Raw genomic sequence first — 15,008 nt, forward strand, 5'->3', positions numbered from 1 at the left:
ACGGCGTCACCCCTGTGGCTCGGGCAGGCCGAGCAGGAGCAGCGTCACGTCGTCGGCGTGCGTGGCCGTGTCCGGGACGAGGCTGCCGACCAGGTGGGCCGCGGTCGCGTCCAGGGTGTCCGGATCCGTGGGAGCGTCCTCCCTCGACACGCCGTCGAGGGTGTGGGCGAGGACGTCGATCTGCACCTCGATGTCGGTGCCGGGCCTCTCGACCAGTCCGTCGGTGTAGAGCGCGACGGTGCTGCCCGGGGGCAGCGGCTGGGTCGTCTCCTCGAACGGCACCGCGGCGCCGGACAGCTCGTTGACGCCCAGCGGCACCCCGACCGGCGCCGTGAGCCGGTGGGCGGGTCCGTCAGGGGGCCGGGCGATGACCGGCATGTGTCCGGCCGAGCACAGGGTGGCTTCGCGGGCTTCCTGGTCGATCACCAGGTAGACGCAGGTGACGAGCTGGTCCGCCAGGTCGCTGACGAACGCGTCCAGGCTGGTCATGAGCCGGCTGGGCGGTACGCCCGTACGGGCCAGGGCGTGGGAGGCGGCGAGCAGCCGGCCCATGACGGCCGCCGCCTCCAGGCCCCGGCCCATGACGTCTCCGGTAACGGTGGGCGCTGGGCAGGTGCGGCAGCCGGGGCGGCTCGCCCATGAGGCTGTGTTGCAGGGTGTAGGAGATGCGTCGCTGCTGCTCGTACCGTCCGGCTCGTTCCGCTTCGATCTGCCGGCGCTCGGTGATGTCCCGTACGGCCATGAACATCACGGCTTCCTCTTCGTCCTGGAGGGTGCTGACGCTGACCTCGACGGGGAACTCACCCCCGTCGACGTGCGCCCCGTACAGGTCCCGGTCCAGGACGATCGGCTGCGGATCGCGCCGTCGCAGGTAGGCGCCCAGCAGTGCACTGTGCCGCCGGCGCCGCGCGGCGGGCACCAGGTCGGCGACCCTGGTGCCGACGAGGTCGTCCGGCCTGTGGCCGACGAGTCGTTCCACCTGTGCGTTGGCCATGACGATGGTGCCGTCCCCGTCCGTGATCAGGGTGGCGTCGGGTGCGGATTCCAGCAGCGCGCGGAACCGCTGGTGGGACCGCTGGACCTCGCGCTCGGCCGCGACGCGTTCGGTGACGTCGATGACCACACCGCAGTCGGCGTAGGGCCTGTCGGGCGCATCGGTGAGCGGGAACATCGTGGTGAGGACGTCCCGGGGGCCTATCGGCAGCGGCAGACGCTCCTGTCGCTGTACGGGGGTGCACGCCGGCGTGCCGAAGTCGTCGGAGCTCACATGGCGTGCCAGGTCGACCGGCAGGACGTCCTGGGCGCGCCGGCCCAGGACGTGTTCGTACGACAGGCAGGTGTTCTCCTCGAATCTGGAGTTGACCGCCAGGAAGCGGCCGTCCAGGTCCCTGATGAACACCGTCGCGGGCGTGTGGACCATGAATGCCTGGAGCGGTTCGTTCTGCCGCACCCGCCATTCGGCCCGGGCGTGTGCCAGTTCGACTCGGCGGCCCACGGGCAGGGTGACGAAGACGACCGCGGTGAAGACGGTCACGTGCCCCCACACCAGCAGCGCCGTACCCAGCCGTCCCCCGTACAGCCCGGCGTCCGGACCGGCCAGGACGGCCCAGCCCAGCAGCAGCGGAACGATCAGGTTGGTGGCGATCAGCCGGCGCCCCAGCGGGCTCATGATGCCCGCGTTCATCAGCAGCCCGGCGAGACCTTCGTCCGGCCGGACCAGGAATGCGGCGATGCCCACCAGCACCAGGGCCAGCGCGGTGGGCAGGGCCAAGTAGGCGCCGACCCGTTCCATCTCGGGTGCGTCGTAGGCCAGCCCGTACAGGCGCAGCGGGCCCAGGCCGAGGACGGACAGGCCCGAGATCTGGCTCGCCCAGGCGGGCAGTCGGCGCATGCTCAGGCCCAGGGACGCCGCGCCCGCGAGCGTCAGCGCCGCGGCCACGCTCGGTGCCAAATACGTACAGTCTTGTCATGGGAAGGCCGGGGGGGTACGCGCGCGGCGGCGGTGCCGTTGCGCGAGACAGCGCCGCCAGAACCTCGCGCTTGACTGACGCCTTCGGATGTCGCACATTTGAGTCCGCATAGCGGAAACCATTTCTCACATTATGGCAAGAAGGCGCCATGAATACGGTAAGGACCGCCAGGGAATTCCCGACGCTCATGAGGTTCGAACCCTCATAGGACCTCCCATGAAATCTCCTTCCCGCGGTGTCTCGGCACCGGCCACGGAGGGCCACGAGGGCCGTCTGTCGCGGAGACTTCGACACCGGTGGGGGCATCGCTTCCGGCCCGGTCCCCCAGGCACCGGCAGACCCGTTGCCGACGGTGCCCGAGCCCAGGTGGCCCTCCCCCTCCTGCTGATCGCGGCGATCACCCTCGCGGCGTCCTTCGCCCCCCTGGCCGTTCACCTCTCACCGCTCCTCGTGGCCGCCCCCACCTTCACCGCGGCCGTCGCGCAGACCCGGTACACGGTCGTCATGGCGCTGGCCGCCAGTGCGGCTGTCGTCCTCGCCGACTGGCACGACGGGCTGGTGCGTTCCCCCCTGCTGCCCGTACACGTCGGCGCCCTGCTGGCCGTCTCCGCCTCGGTGATCGCCGCTCGCGCCCTGCACGACCGCGACCTGAGGGAACTCACGCAGGTGCGGGCCGTGTCCGAGGCGACCCAGCGGGTCCTGCTGCGGCCCCTCCCCCGCAGACTGGGCTCTTTGCGTGTCGCGTCGGCGTACCGGGCGACCACCGCGCACGCCCAGGTGGGCGGTGACCTGTACGCCGCCGCCCGCACCGGCCGCGCGACCCGCATCCTCATAGGCGACGTCCGCGGCAAGGGCCTCCCGGCCCTGGAGGACGCCTCCGCCCTGCTCGGCGCATTCCGCGAGGCGGCCCATCAGCACACGACGCTCCCGGAGTTGGCGGCTGCGCTGGAGCGCAGCGTCCGCAGACACCTGGACGAGATCGCCGAGTTTGCGTCCGACAGCGCCGAGCGCTTCATCACGGCTCTGCTGGTCGAACTTCCCGACGGGGAGGAGACCGTCCGGATCGTCAGTTGCGGACATCCCCCGCCTCTGGTGAACCGGCGCGGCCCCGTGACCGCCCTGTGTGTGACCCGACCCGCTCCGCCGCTCGGCCTGGCCGGAAGCACGGCGGAGGAATTCCCCCTCGCCACCTTCGCGTTCTCTCCAGGAGACACTTTGCTGCTCTACACCGACGGGCTCATCGAGGCCCGCGACGCGACCGGGAGCTTCTACCCCGTCCTCGAACGCGCGGCCGCCTGGGCGTGGCAGTGTCCGCACGGGCTCCTTCAGGACATCGGCAAGGACCTGAGGAGTTACGCGGGCCGGCACCTTGACGACGACCTCGCCATGGTGGCCGTACACTCCCCCGCCCGCTCCTGCCACGTCCCGGCGACCCTCACCGGACCCGCACCAGAGGCGACCGCATGACCAGCGACACGACCAGCGACGACGACCTCCCGCCCTTGGTGTCCCGCCGGCACATGGCCGACCCTGAAGGGACCGTGACAAGGATGGCCACCGTACGACGCCTGCTGTGGCAGCCGGGCTCGCTGCTCGCCGCCTACCTGTGCGCGGCCTGCGCGGTCCAACTGGGCGCGTCGGCGGGGGGCCTGGTCCGCTGGTCCGCCTACTCGGTGCTGGCGCCCCTGGTGGCCGCCGCGTTGCTTCCCGTTCGGGGCACCCTCACGATCGGGGTGGCGACGCTGGTGGCCAGTGTGGCTGTCTACGGCTTCGCGATCCACGGCGTCTCGTCAGGCGGCCGAACGGTCGTGATCGCCGCCGCTGCGCTGTCCCTCGTTCTCAGCCTCGTCGTCTGCCAGGCGCGCCTGCGTCCCCCACGCTCGGCTCCGGCCCCCGCGGAGCGGCCTGCGGAGTCCGCCGACAGCGTGCCCCCTGGCACACCTGGGCCCCCGGTGACCGATCTGCCGCTGGACCTCCTGCCGCAGCCCGCGGCGGTGGACCTCGCCGCTCGCCGCACCGCCGCCGACGGCACGGCGAGCGCGCAGGCCTACTGGCTCGACGCGATACCGCTGCCGGGTGCCCGCGTCGCGCTCGTCGCCGGGTGTGTCGAGGACGGGGCCGCCACGCCCGCCATCGCCGCCGAACTGCGCGCCGCGGTCCGCACGCTGGCCGACCTCGACCTGCAACCGGAGGAACTCCTCACCCGCCTGGAGCACGTGCTCACCCGACTGCGTCCCGCCGACGACGCGGGCCGGCACCGCGCGGGCGCGTCCGAGGTCACCGTGAGGTGCCTGTACGCGGTGTACGACCCCGTCTCCGGCTGCTGCACCCTCGCCGGCGCCGGGTGTCCGGCGCCGACCGTCATCAGGCCCGACGGCGTCGTCACCACGGTCGAGTTGCCGACCAGCCCGCCGCTCGGACACGCACGGCCGCCCGTGGAGGCCACGGAGGTCCGTCTCCCCGAAGGCAGTGTGCTCGTGCTGCGCGGACACAGCCCCGGGACCTCCGGGCCGGCGGACGAGGCCGGCGCGACCGCGCTGCCCGTGGCGGACCTCGGAGCCCAGCCCAGCCTCGGCGCCATCTGCCAGGCCGCCCTCGACACGCTGCTGTCCGGTGGGCGTCACGCCCACGCCGGCGTGCTCGCCGCCCGCACCCGCAGGCTCGGCAGCGGCAACGTCGCCACCTGGGAGCTCACGGCCGGCCTCGCTTCCGCCTCCGAGGCCCGCAAGCACGTCGCGGCGAAGCTGGCCGCGTGGGGCCTTGAGGAGGCCGTCGCCACCACGGAACTCATCGTCAGCGAACTCGTCACCAACGCCGTGCGCTATGCCGGACCTCCCGTGCGGTTGCGCCTGATCCTCCAGGGCACAGGGCTGATCTGCGAAGTCTCCGACAACAGCAGCACCTCCCCGCATCTGCGGTGGGCCCGCACCTTCGACGAGAGCGGACGCGGACTCTTCATCGTCGCCCAGCTCACCCGGAGCTGGGGCACCCGCCACCATGTCGACGGCAAGACCGTGTGGGCGGAACAACACCTCGGAACGCTCGGAACGGCGGACGACGCCCCTGCCGACGGTCACACCACGCCGGCGCACGCCCCCTCCTGAGGAGGCCGTCCGGCTGACACCGTCGGCACAGTGCCGCTCGCGGCACCCGCACGCGGAGCTCCAGAATGGAACCTCTTCAGGAACAGGAACTGCTCACCCTGATCCTCGAACATGTGGGGGACGGTGGCCGCACGGCCACCGTCGCGGAGGGCGTGACCGTCGCGGTCGTGGGCGAGACGACGCCCCCGGTCGTGGCCGCGAGGTCCGCTCCCACCCTGGCGATCGTGGCCCAGGGCACCCTGCGCACGGTCAGCAGCGGGGAACCGTACGAATACGGCGCCGGAAAGTACCTGGTCGCGCCGCTCACCCTGACATCGACCAGCCAGGTCGTCCGGGCGGATCCCGACGAGCCCCTCGCTGTCTTCATCATGGACCTCAGCCCGCAGGCCATCGCCTCGCTCCTGCTGGAGACGACCGGCACGGCCACGGCCCCGGCCCGCCGGAGACTTCTCGTCGGCGACGCGACACCGAAGCTGCTCGATCCCGTGGTGCGACTGCTACGGGTCGCCCGCTGCCCGGACGACCTGCGTGTCCTCGGCCCGTCCTATCAGCGGGAGATCCTGTGGCGGTTGCTCACCGGGGACCAGGGTGCGCTCACCCGGCGCATCGGCCAGGCCGACAACGGGCTCACACATGTCGCCCGGGCCATCGGCTGGATCCGCGAGCACTACGACGAGCGGCTCAGCGTCGCCGACCTCGCCCGGTTGTGCGGCATGAGCACGTCCTCCTTCCACCGGCACTTCCGGGCAGCGACGTCCGTGACACCGCTCCAGTTCCAGAAAACGCTGCGCCTGCAAACCGCCCGGACACTTCTGTGGGCGCGTTCGGGGAGCGTCACGGATATCGCCCACCGCGTCGGCTACGAAAGCCCTTCGCAGCTCAATCGGGAATACCGGAAACTGTTCGGCACCTCTCCGGGGCGCGACTCGCCACGAAGTTGACAGTATCGTGCACGCGGACAGGAGGATCGACCTCACTGATCCATAAGGACTTCTGCTGGAATGGGGCGCCGAAGAGGAAAGGTGGTCCTGAGCACCGGATAACCCGACAGCAGCACGTCAATCCGCTGCCGCACCGGTCTCCTGCGGATCTCCTTTCCCGGATTTCCCATCGATCCGAGGAATGGCAGTGGCTCCGACCGTCAACGAACCCATGGCCGATGTACGAGACATGTGTATGGCCCATGCCGCACTGCGCCGTGAGTTCCGGCTGCTGCCGCAGCTGGTCCGGGACGTCGTCCCGGGCGATGCCACGCGTGCCGCCGTCGTGGGCGCGCACGCGGATCTCGTGTGCCGCGTTCTGCACACGCATCATGAGGGTGAGGACGCGCTGCTGTGGCCGAAGCTCCTCGACCGGGGCGGTGAAGAACTTGTCCGTCGTGCCCATGATGGAGACGCAGCACCAGTCCATCGACCGGTCCCTCTTCGAGGTGTCCGAACTCCTGCGTGAGTGGCGTTCGACCGGGCGGGGCGGCGAGGAACTCGCCGACGCCTTCGAGCTTCTGCTGTCCGTGCTGCTGGCGCACACGGCAATGACGTTCGGCATGGCCATGTACGAAGGCGATCCCGAGGTCGTCAAGGCGGTTCTCGCCCATGCGCCGCTGCCCGTCCGCCTGCTCGTACCCGTCATCGGGCGCCGCCGCTACGCCGCCCACGCGAGGCGTGTCCCTGGCACGTCCAGGCCGGCCCGTCTCGGCAGCCTCGTCTGAACGTTCGCTCCTCCTGCTCGCGGCTCGCGGAGGCGACCACCTCCGGCTGCGCGCGCAGTTGCCGCTCGGCCCGTGCGGGCGGGCGGCGAGCAGGAGCCTGCCGGAGGGGAAGGCGTGGGCCTCGTAGCGCGTGCCCACCCGTGATCCGAGGACCGGCAGGGGTGGGTCGCCCACGACCTTGTCGACACTGATCAGGACCGGCGACGAGCGCTGCACCTCCCCCAGTTCGAAGGCGCGCCGGCCGGGTTCGTACCGTCCCCGGCGGCGGACCTGGAGCGGTCTCCGGAGCGTGCGGTGCGAGGCCACCAGGCCCGATACCCCACTCTCGTCCGCTTCACCGGACGCCTCCCGTGAGGTCGGCCGCGGCGATGTTCTCCGCGACGACCGGGCTCCGACGGAAGCCGCAGGGTCGCGCGACCGGACCATCCCCCGGCGGAGGAGCCGGCGCCGGAGCGGAGGACGGCGTGGCGGCCGGGACCGCGACCGCCACCGGCCGCGAGCCGGTGGGCGACGGCTGGAAGGTCTCGGCGCAGGGTTCGGGGGTGTGGCGTACCCGCACCCGTACGGCGCCGGGTCCGCGAGCAGCCGTTCCGCGAACGCTTCCTGCCGCGCGCCACGGGCGTGGGCCAGACCCAGGGCCGTGGCGCGCGGCGAATGCGCCGCCGGCCCGCGGCGGCGGGGAACGCCAGGTCGGTCCGGCCGGTCCGGGAGATGGCTCACGAACCTCAGCGGCGGGGTGGGGGTGAGCCCGCCCGGGCCGGGCGGGCTCACCGTGCGTGCGGGCCTCAGCCGGTGATCTCGATGCGCCGGGCAGGTCGACCCCGGGGCGCCGACCGGAACGGCCGCTCGCCGCAGCCGGCCCATCCGCCGGCACCGGTCGTGGAACCCACGTCCGCGTGCGGGAGTGGGCCTTCGGACGACGTCATGGTTCCCTCGCGGTCGGTGTCATCCCCGCCAGGGGAGCCTCCTGCGGCCGCCGACTCTGGTCGCGGCGGTCCAGCAGGGCCAGCAGGGGGGCCGTCATCACCGTGGTGACCAGGGCGACGATCACGAGGACGCCGAAGAGGGCCGGGGAGGCGATGCCCGCGGACAGGCCCACGTTGATGGCGATGAGCTGCATCAGACCGCGCGCGTTCATCAGCGTGCCGACACGGACGGCGACGGCCTGCGGCTCGCCCAGCAGGCGCGCCGCCGCCCAGCAGGCGCCGAACTTGCTGATGATCGCCACCGCCACACAGACCGCGGTGAACAGCAACAACTTGCCGTCGGACAGCAGCGTGAAGTCCGTGTTGAGGCCGGAGTAGGCGAAGAACAGGGGCAGGAACACGATCCGGCTCACCGGTGCGACGGCCTCCACCGCGCGGGTCACCACCGGGTCGCGGGGGAAGGTGACACCGAGACTGAAGGCGCCGAACACGGCGTACAGGCCGATGCGGTCGGTGTACCACGCGGCCAGGAACAGCAGGAGGACGGTGACCAGCAGCATGTGGTCCTCGGTCAGCCGCCGGGCCCGATCGAGGGCCCTGGGCCGGACACGCAGGAAGATCCCGAGGAACACGGCGAGACCGGCCGTGCCGATCACCGCGCGCAGGAAGGTGTCCGCACCGCTGCCGGCCATGCTGAGCACCCCGGCCAGCAGGACCCACGCCACGGCGTCGTCCAGCGCGCCCGCGGCCAGGGAGACCGATCCGAAGCGGGTGTTCGTCAGGCCGCGTTCGGTGATGATCCGGGCCATCATCGGGAAGGCGGTGATCGCCACGGTGACGCCGACGAACAGCGCGCCCACCGCGGGCGAGATGCCGTCCGGGTAGAGGTCCACCGCGTCGTGCGCCGCCCAGGCCAGTCCGGTGCCCAGCAGGAGCGGCACGACGATGCCGGCCGCCGAGACGGGCACCGCCGTACGGCCCACCGACCGCAGCCGGTCGGTACGGAACTCGTATCCGGACAGGAACATGAACACGACGAGGCCGACCTGTCCCGCCACGTACAGCACGGGACGGATCTCGTCCGGGAACACGGCCTTCTCCAGGCCGGGCGAGAGGAGGCCGAGTACGGAGGGGCCGAGGGCCACGCCGGCGACCATCTCGCCGACGACGGGTGGCTGGCCGAGCGGGCGCAACAGCCGGCTGACGAGGCGGCAGGCGGTGAGGATGACAGCCGCGGCGAGGAAGAACGCCGGGCCCATCTCGGTGGTCGACAACGGTGACTCCTTGGTGAGGAGACGTAGGGGGGTGTTGCCGCTGTCAGGCGCTCCGGCCGGTGCAGGGGCAGGTGGCCGCGGCCTGACCGGGTCCCGCCGCGGTGCCGGGCGAGCCGTGGTCGCCGTCCAGCGGGCGGCCCTCGGTGTCGTACCGGGCGAAGTAGGTCGCGGCGGGCCTGGTGCGGCGGGCGTCGAGCACCATCCAGGTGCCGAAGAGCAGTTGCAGCAGACTGCGTCCGACGTCCTCGGCGCGGTCGCGGACGGTCAGCGCCGTGCGCAGGACGCGTCGCGGGCGGTCCGGGACCGGCCGGTCCCGGGGCAGGAGCAGACAGGGAGCACGGTGCGGGATGGAGCGGGTGTGGCTGACGGGCGAGTCGAGCACGTACCGGGCCAGCACCTCGCGGGTCGCGGCGCGCATGACGACGGGTGCGAGGCGCCAGGCGGGGCAGGGCCGGTTGGCGGCGACGCCGAAGGGGATGTGGTGGGCGTTCCTCGCGGAGAGCGTCGCCCAGCGTCCGGGGTCGAAGCGTTCGGGGTCGGCGTAGCCGGTGGCGTGGTAGTCCGGGTAGCTGAAGGTCAGGACGGAGCCCGCCGGGATCGTGGGCAGACCGTCGAGGGCGATGTCCGCGGTGGTGATCCGGTGGGCCACCCCGAACAGCGGGTAGAGCCGGAACGTCTCGTTCATGACATGGGTCAGGTAGCGGTCGTCGTCGGGTGTGGCCGCCACTCGTTCCTGTACGTCCGGGTGCTGGGCCAGGACCAGCAGGAGGTGGGCCATCGCCTCGGACATCTGGACGACGGCGGTGTTGAAGAAGGTGCCCTGGAGGTAGTACGCCTGCTGGCGGCGGGTCAGGCCGGCGGGGAGCGCGTGCGGTACGTCACCGGCCGCGAGGCGGCGCAGCAGGTAGCGGGTGAGCCGGTTCCGGCGGCGCATGTGGCGCGGACGGGTGCACTTGAGGGCGTTGACGACGTCCTCGGCGTGGGCGACGATCAGCCGCCGGGCCTCGGCCGGACAGGGTTCCCCGAAGACCAGGCCGTAGAAGAACTCGGCCCACACCGGCATCATCAGGTCGCGCAGCCGCACCGTGCGCACGCGGCCGGTGGCTGCCGCGTCCAGGGCCCGCCGGGTGTGCCGCGCGGCGGCGTCGTACAGCTCCGCCGACGGGCCGGAGAGGATGGCGAGCGTCCGGCGGGCGACCTCGTCGTAGCGGGGTCCGGCCTCCAGGTGCTCCTGGTGGACGTCGGCGCCGGGCGCGAGCCAGTACCAGAACAGGTCGGACAGTGCCGCGCCCTTGCTGCGGCCCCCGGCGGCCGGGTGACCGTAGACCTCCTGGAAGCGGTCGGGGCCGAAGGTGGCGTCGGGGAGGAGCATGCCCTCGTCGCCGTTGACGCGGGCGAAGACCTTCGTGCGCAGGGCGACGACCTTGCCGGGCAGCCAGGCCGGGGTGGACAGCAGCAGCGCGCCGCCCGCGGCGAGCGCCGCCGCCGTTCTCCTGCTCACCATGCGCGTTCTCCTCTGCGGGGCTGGTACGGGAGCCCGCGCGGGACCACCTGGTCGGCCGTGAGGTCCTGCGGCCGGTGCCCGCCGCACAGGGCGAGCACCTGGTCGAAGTCCTCGCGCAGGGCCGTCAGCGCCTCCCGTACGCCGGCCTCGCCGCCCGTGGCCAGGGCCCACAGCACCGGCCGGCCCACGCCGACGGCCCGGGCTCCGAGGGCGAGGGCCAGGGCGATGTCGGTGCCCCGGCGCACTCCCCCGTCCATGAGGACCGGCACCCGTCCGGCGACGGCCTCGGCCACGGCCGGGAGTGCCTCGACCGATGCCGGGGCGGCGTCGAGTTGCCGTCCCCCGTGGTTGGACACGACCAGTGCGTCCACGCCCTGCTCGACGGCGGCACGCGCGTCCTCGGGGTGCAGGACGCCCTTCAGGACGAGGGGCAGGTCGGTCAGCTCGCGCAGCCCGGCCAGGTCGTCCCAGCCGGCCGACCGCATGGCGATGTCACGGGTCGCGCCGGGGGCCGCACCGGGCAGGTCCCGCATGTTCTCGGCCGCTAGACCGGGCGGCAGGTCGTGGAACCCGTTGCGCAGGTCCCGGGTGCGCCTGCCGAAGACGGGTGAGTCGACGGTGACGACGAGGGCGGAACACCCCGCCCGTTCGGCCCGGAGCACCAGTTCGGCGGTGACCTCGTGCTCCGGTTGGAGATACAGCTGGAACCAGACCACGGCGTCCGGGTCGGTCTCGCGGGCCGCGGTGACGACGTCCGCGACGGCGGTGGTGGCGGCCATGCCGGTGACCAGCGGGGTGCCGGTCGCGGCGGCGGCGCGGGCGGTGGCCAGTTCGCCGTCGGGGTGGGCGAGACGGTGGAAGGCGGTGGGCGCGACGAAGAGCGGCGCCGGCCACTGCCGGCCCAGCACGCTCACCCGGGTGTCGCGGTCGGCGCCGCCGCGCAGCACCCGGGGAAGCAGGGCCAGCCGGCCGAAGGCGTCCTCGTTCTCCCTGAGCGCCGTCTCCTCGCCCGCGCCGCCGGCGAAGTAGTCGTAGTGCTCGGGCCTGAGTTCCTCGCGTGCCGACTCGGCTGGATCGTGCGGCGGGCCGGCGTGCGCCCCGGTCATGCCCGGGGCGCGGCGAGTTCCTCGCCGGCCGGGAGGTCGTCCCCTGCGGACAGCCGGGAGGCCAGGAAGGAGCGCAGCGGGCCGACGTGGACGTCGGGGTTGTCCCACTCGTTCTCCAGGTTCTCCGTGATGTGGTGCTCGGCGACCGGCTTGCCGGTGCCGTCGGGCAGGAACTGCCGTACCGCCGGGTGCAGATAGCGCGCGTCGAGGCCGCTGGTGTCCTGCTGGGGCGTCCTGCTGACGGTGATGTCGAAGGGGTCGACCTGGTCGTGGTCGGCGCCGTACTCCAGCGTGACGGTGAAGTAGGCGGCCACGTTCCCGAACTCGCCCCGGGCGGCGGCCTCGTGGAGGTGCGCCACCGGGATCTCCTCGCAGTAGCGGACCTCGCCGTCGGTGCCGACCAGCACCGCGTCGCCGAGGAACCCGAACATCTGCCACAGGGCCGAGGTGTGGTTGACCCGCTCGATGACCGCGTCGGTCACGGGGCCCGCGGCGGCGGGCAGGGTGGTGTGCGGCCATTCCTGGTCGTGGTAGCGGCGTTCGAGGATGCGGTGCAGCGCCTTCACGCCGTACCGGAAACCGTGGATGAATCCGCTGGTCGACTTCTTGAAGTCCAGGGACTGGGTGATGGTGCCGGCGAAATACAGATCGGGCACGTTCACGGATTCCCAGGCGTCGGTGAGCCGCGGGAAACGGTCCTTGACGACGAGCTCGGGACGGCAGTCGTCGTCGAAGATCGAAGCGTCGAACCGGAATCCAGTGGCAAGGATGACCCGGTCGTACGAGATGTCCTTCACCACTTCGGCGACGCGCGAGAATTTGACGCTCACCACATAGGTGCCGTCGGGCTTCCGGACTATCCGCAGGATGTCGCCGTCCAGTACGGCGTTCTGGGACTTGAGCTGGTACGTGTCCAGGAAGTTGTTGTTGACGGCCCGGAGGTGTCCGACGAAATGGGTCCGCCAGGCGAGTTTGAGGGAGCCGGGTCCGGCGACGTGGATGACGGCGGCGGTCTCGATGAGATTGTCCGCGGTCTCGAACGCCGAATTGCCCCGCCCGATGATCAGCACCCGCTTGTCGGTGAATTCAGCGGGGTCGACGGACACCTGGTCGTAGTGCTCCGCCTCCTCGGCGCCCTCGATGGGCGGCACGTACGGCCGCGAGACGCCGGTGGCGACGATGACGCGCCGGGCCCGGACAACGTTGCCATCCTGGTCGGTCGCCGTGAAAAGGTCACCGTCGGGCCGGGAGATCCCGGTGACACGGGTGTTGAAGCGGATGCGCAACTCGTGCGCCCGCGCGAAGTCCGCCAGGTAGCGGACCATGTCGTCGGCCGGGGGGAAGTACCGCGGGGAGTACGCGGTGAACAGGGGGCCCTCGTCCGAGAGCAGGGAGTTCCAGTCGACGCGCAGACGCATCTCGGGATCGCTCCAACCGGTGTGCACCTTGTTGGAGGAAATAAGGGTCCGGTGTCTGGGGAAACGGGTGAAGAAAGCGCCGGGAGCGGCGCCCTCTTCCACGATGAGGTAATCTCTGCCGCTTTTCTGGAGGAAGTACCCGGCCTGGAGGCCCGCGGGGCCGCCTCCGATGACGAGATAGTCAACCTGCCCTAAATCAGACATGGCCTTCTCCTGCCTTCCGTGGGGGCGGGAAAGACGGTACTTGACTGTTAAAGAACGGAGCCACCCCAATCCCGCGTGATGTAGGTCACATACCCGTGGGGGTGGTGGATTTCCCCCGTCGGTTAACGTGAAGGCGTGATTGGCGGACCAGGTGCGCCGCACGCACCCCGCATGGTCGTTTTCCAGTCATTCACACTGCCTTTACGTCGATTTCCGGCCCAGAGTGGAGACGAAGTGGACGAAAAGCCCGGGAAAGCCTTTCCGCAAGCGCTCGTCGACGCGTTCCGCGACGCTCCCCACTTGCCCGCTTTCGAGTACGGGGGACGCGCGGTCACCCGGGGGCAGGTGCTCGGCCTGATCGCCGGGTTCGTAAAAGGACTGCGCGGTGCGGGACTGACCGCCGGGTCCCGCGTGGCCCTCGACACCGGTGTCACGCCGGAGGCGTTCGCCGTCCGCGTGGCCGCCCATGTCGTCGGCTGCCAGGTGGTGGCGCTGCGCCCCGGGCTGACCCGCGAGCACCTGCGCGACATCCTCGCCCGCGACATCGGCGCCGTCGTGACGGACGACGCCGCGAGCCGGCCGGAACTGGCCGCCGAAGCGGGCGACATCCCCCTGCTGGAGACCGGCGGCATGGCACGGCCCCCGGCACCCGGTACGCCCGGCCCCGACGACCTCACCGCCCGGGGCGACCGCGACGGCATCGGCGTCATCCACCTCACCAGCGGCAGCACCGGCCGGCCCAAGGGAACGATGGTGTCCTACGGTGCCCTGTCGGAGGACTGGGCCCTGCAACCCGCCCGCTGGACCGACCGCACCCGGCGCCTCGCGGCGCGGTATGCACGCTTCCTGCTGTTCGGCACGCTCAGCAGTGCCGTCATGTTCGAACACGTCTGCCTGTCGCTGCTCGGCGGAGGCACCGCCGTCATCCCGGACCAGCCCCTGCGGTTCCCCGAGGTCTTCGCCGACCACCGCATCACCGCCTGCATGACGACGGTGCCGCGCCTGTACGGCATCCTCGACGCCGTGCGCGACCGGGCCGTGGACACGAGCAGCCTGCGCGCCCTCGTCGTGGCCGGCTCCCCGCTCGCCCCGCACCGGCTGACCGAGGCGGCCGGGCTGCTGGGGCCGGTGGTCCACCACGCCTACGGCCAGACGGAGACGGGCATGCTGACCGTCCTCGAACCGGAGGAGCTGGCGGCCGATCCCGGCCTCGCCGACAGCGTCGGACGCCCGCTCGACACCGTGGAGATGACCGTGCGGGATCCCGACGGACGGGATCTCCCCACGGGCCGGACGGGTGAGGTGTGGGTCCGGCTGGCGGACGCGTTCCACGGCTACTGGGAGGACCCCCAGGAGACCGCGGAGGTCCTGCGGGACGGCTGGGTCCGTACCCGGGATCTCGGCCGGCTCGACGCGCGGGGGTATCTGCGGCTGTCCGGGCGCACGCGCGACATCGTCATCGTCAACGCCGTCATCCACTACGCGGGCCCCATCGAGCGGGTTCTGGCCTCCCATCCCGACATCGACCAGGCGTACGTCGTCGGTGTCCCGGACGACCGGACCGGCGAGGCGATCCATGCCTTCGTCGTCCCGCAACCCGGGGCCGTGCCGGACGCCGACACGCTGCGCGAGCTGGTGGCCCGGGAACTCGGCGAGGCCGGCGTCCCGGTCGGTGTCATCGGCATCAGCGAGGTTCCCGTGGCCGCGAGCGGCAAGCCGGACAAGGCGGCGTTGCGTGCCTCGCTGGAGGGCCGCTGAGGGGACGAAGCCCGCTCGACCCGTCGGTGGACGGCC

11 protein-coding genes and 1 pseudogene are annotated in these 15,008 nt (G+C 71.9%); 6 read left to right on the forward strand and 6 right to left on the reverse strand.

Annotation, left to right across the window (positions count from 1 at the left end; translation table 11 throughout):
• Positions 1 to 6: 6 nt before the first annotated feature.
• A complete protein-coding gene (locus tag IE294_RS10405) occupies positions 7 to 582 on the reverse strand; it encodes a PP2C family protein-serine/threonine phosphatase (protein WP_306433406.1) in 576 nt (191 codons plus the stop codon).
• 127 nt (positions 583 to 709) lie between these two features.
• Positions 710 to 1,891, reverse strand: a pseudogene (locus IE294_RS47455) (PAS domain-containing protein); the annotation flags it as partial.
• A gap of 529 nt (positions 1,892 to 2,420) precedes the next feature.
• Between IE294_RS47455 and IE294_RS10415 the strand changes: the two are divergent.
• The 5 genes from IE294_RS10415 to IE294_RS47465 all read left to right on the forward strand — a co-directional run bounded on the left by IE294_RS10415 (position 2,421) and on the right by IE294_RS47465 (position 6,782).
• Complete coding sequence (locus IE294_RS10415; protein ID WP_189884706.1) at positions 2,421 to 3,437, forward strand: PP2C family protein-serine/threonine phosphatase; 1,017 nt, start codon at positions 2,421 to 2,423, stop codon at positions 3,435 to 3,437.
• Complete coding sequence (locus tag IE294_RS10420) at positions 3,434 to 5,074, forward strand: ATP-binding SpoIIE family protein phosphatase (protein ID WP_189884535.1); 1,641 nt, start codon at positions 3,434 to 3,436, stop codon at positions 5,072 to 5,074. The genes IE294_RS10415 and IE294_RS10420 overlap by 4 nt, the downstream gene beginning before the upstream one ends.
• A gap of 65 nt (positions 5,075 to 5,139) precedes the next feature.
• On the forward strand, positions 5,140 to 6,015 hold the full coding sequence (locus IE294_RS10425; RefSeq protein WP_189884537.1) for an AraC family transcriptional regulator: 876 nt from the start codon (positions 5,140 to 5,142) through the stop codon (positions 6,013 to 6,015).
• Between the two features lie 235 nt (positions 6,016 to 6,250).
• Positions 6,251 to 6,523 carry a hemerythrin domain-containing protein gene (locus IE294_RS47460; RefSeq protein ID WP_229917118.1) on the forward strand — a complete coding sequence of 91 codons (273 nt, stop codon included), beginning with the start codon at positions 6,251 to 6,253 and terminating at the stop codon, positions 6,521 to 6,523.
• The gene (locus IE294_RS47465; RefSeq protein WP_229917105.1) at positions 6,459 to 6,782 is read left to right on the forward strand and encodes a hypothetical protein; all 324 of its coding nucleotides are present in this window, start codon (positions 6,459 to 6,461) and stop codon (positions 6,780 to 6,782) included. The genes IE294_RS47460 and IE294_RS47465 overlap by 65 nt, the downstream gene beginning before the upstream one ends.
• Positions 6,783 to 7,704: 922 nt before the next feature.
• Here the strand turns inward: IE294_RS47465 and IE294_RS10435 are convergent.
• Genes IE294_RS10435 through IE294_RS10450 form a run of 4 tightly spaced genes read right to left on the reverse strand, consistent with a single transcriptional unit; the run spans position 7,705 to position 13,214 of the window.
• Positions 7,705 to 8,982, reverse strand: a complete 1,278-nt coding sequence (locus IE294_RS10435; RefSeq protein WP_189884539.1) for a cation:proton antiporter — start codon at positions 8,980 to 8,982, stop codon at positions 7,705 to 7,707.
• A gap of 43 nt (positions 8,983 to 9,025) precedes the next feature.
• Positions 9,026 to 10,486 (reverse strand): cytochrome P450, encoded by a 1,461-nt coding sequence (locus IE294_RS10440; protein WP_189884541.1) that lies wholly within the window; start codon positions 10,484 to 10,486, stop codon positions 9,026 to 9,028.
• Complete coding sequence (locus IE294_RS10445; protein WP_189884543.1) at positions 10,480 to 11,592, reverse strand: alpha-hydroxy acid oxidase; 1,113 nt, start codon at positions 11,590 to 11,592, stop codon at positions 10,480 to 10,482. Before IE294_RS10445 ends, IE294_RS10440 begins: the two co-directional genes overlap by 7 nt.
• Positions 11,589 to 13,214 (reverse strand): NAD(P)-binding domain-containing protein, encoded by a 1,626-nt coding sequence (locus IE294_RS10450; protein ID WP_189884545.1) that lies wholly within the window; start codon positions 13,212 to 13,214, stop codon positions 11,589 to 11,591. Before IE294_RS10450 ends, IE294_RS10445 begins: the two co-directional genes overlap by 4 nt.
• Before the next feature lie 234 nt (positions 13,215 to 13,448).
• Between IE294_RS10450 and IE294_RS10455 the strand changes: the two genes are divergently transcribed.
• Entirely contained in the window at positions 13,449 to 14,972 is a 1,524-nt protein-coding gene (locus IE294_RS10455) for a class I adenylate-forming enzyme family protein (RefSeq protein WP_359833417.1), read from the forward strand.
• Positions 14,973 to 15,008 lie beyond the last annotated feature (36 nt).

The organism is Streptomyces canarius, from assembly GCF_014650735.1.
In the GTDB taxonomy this organism is placed as follows: Bacteria; Actinomycetota; Actinomycetes; order Streptomycetales; family Streptomycetaceae; genus Streptomyces; species Streptomyces olivaceoviridis.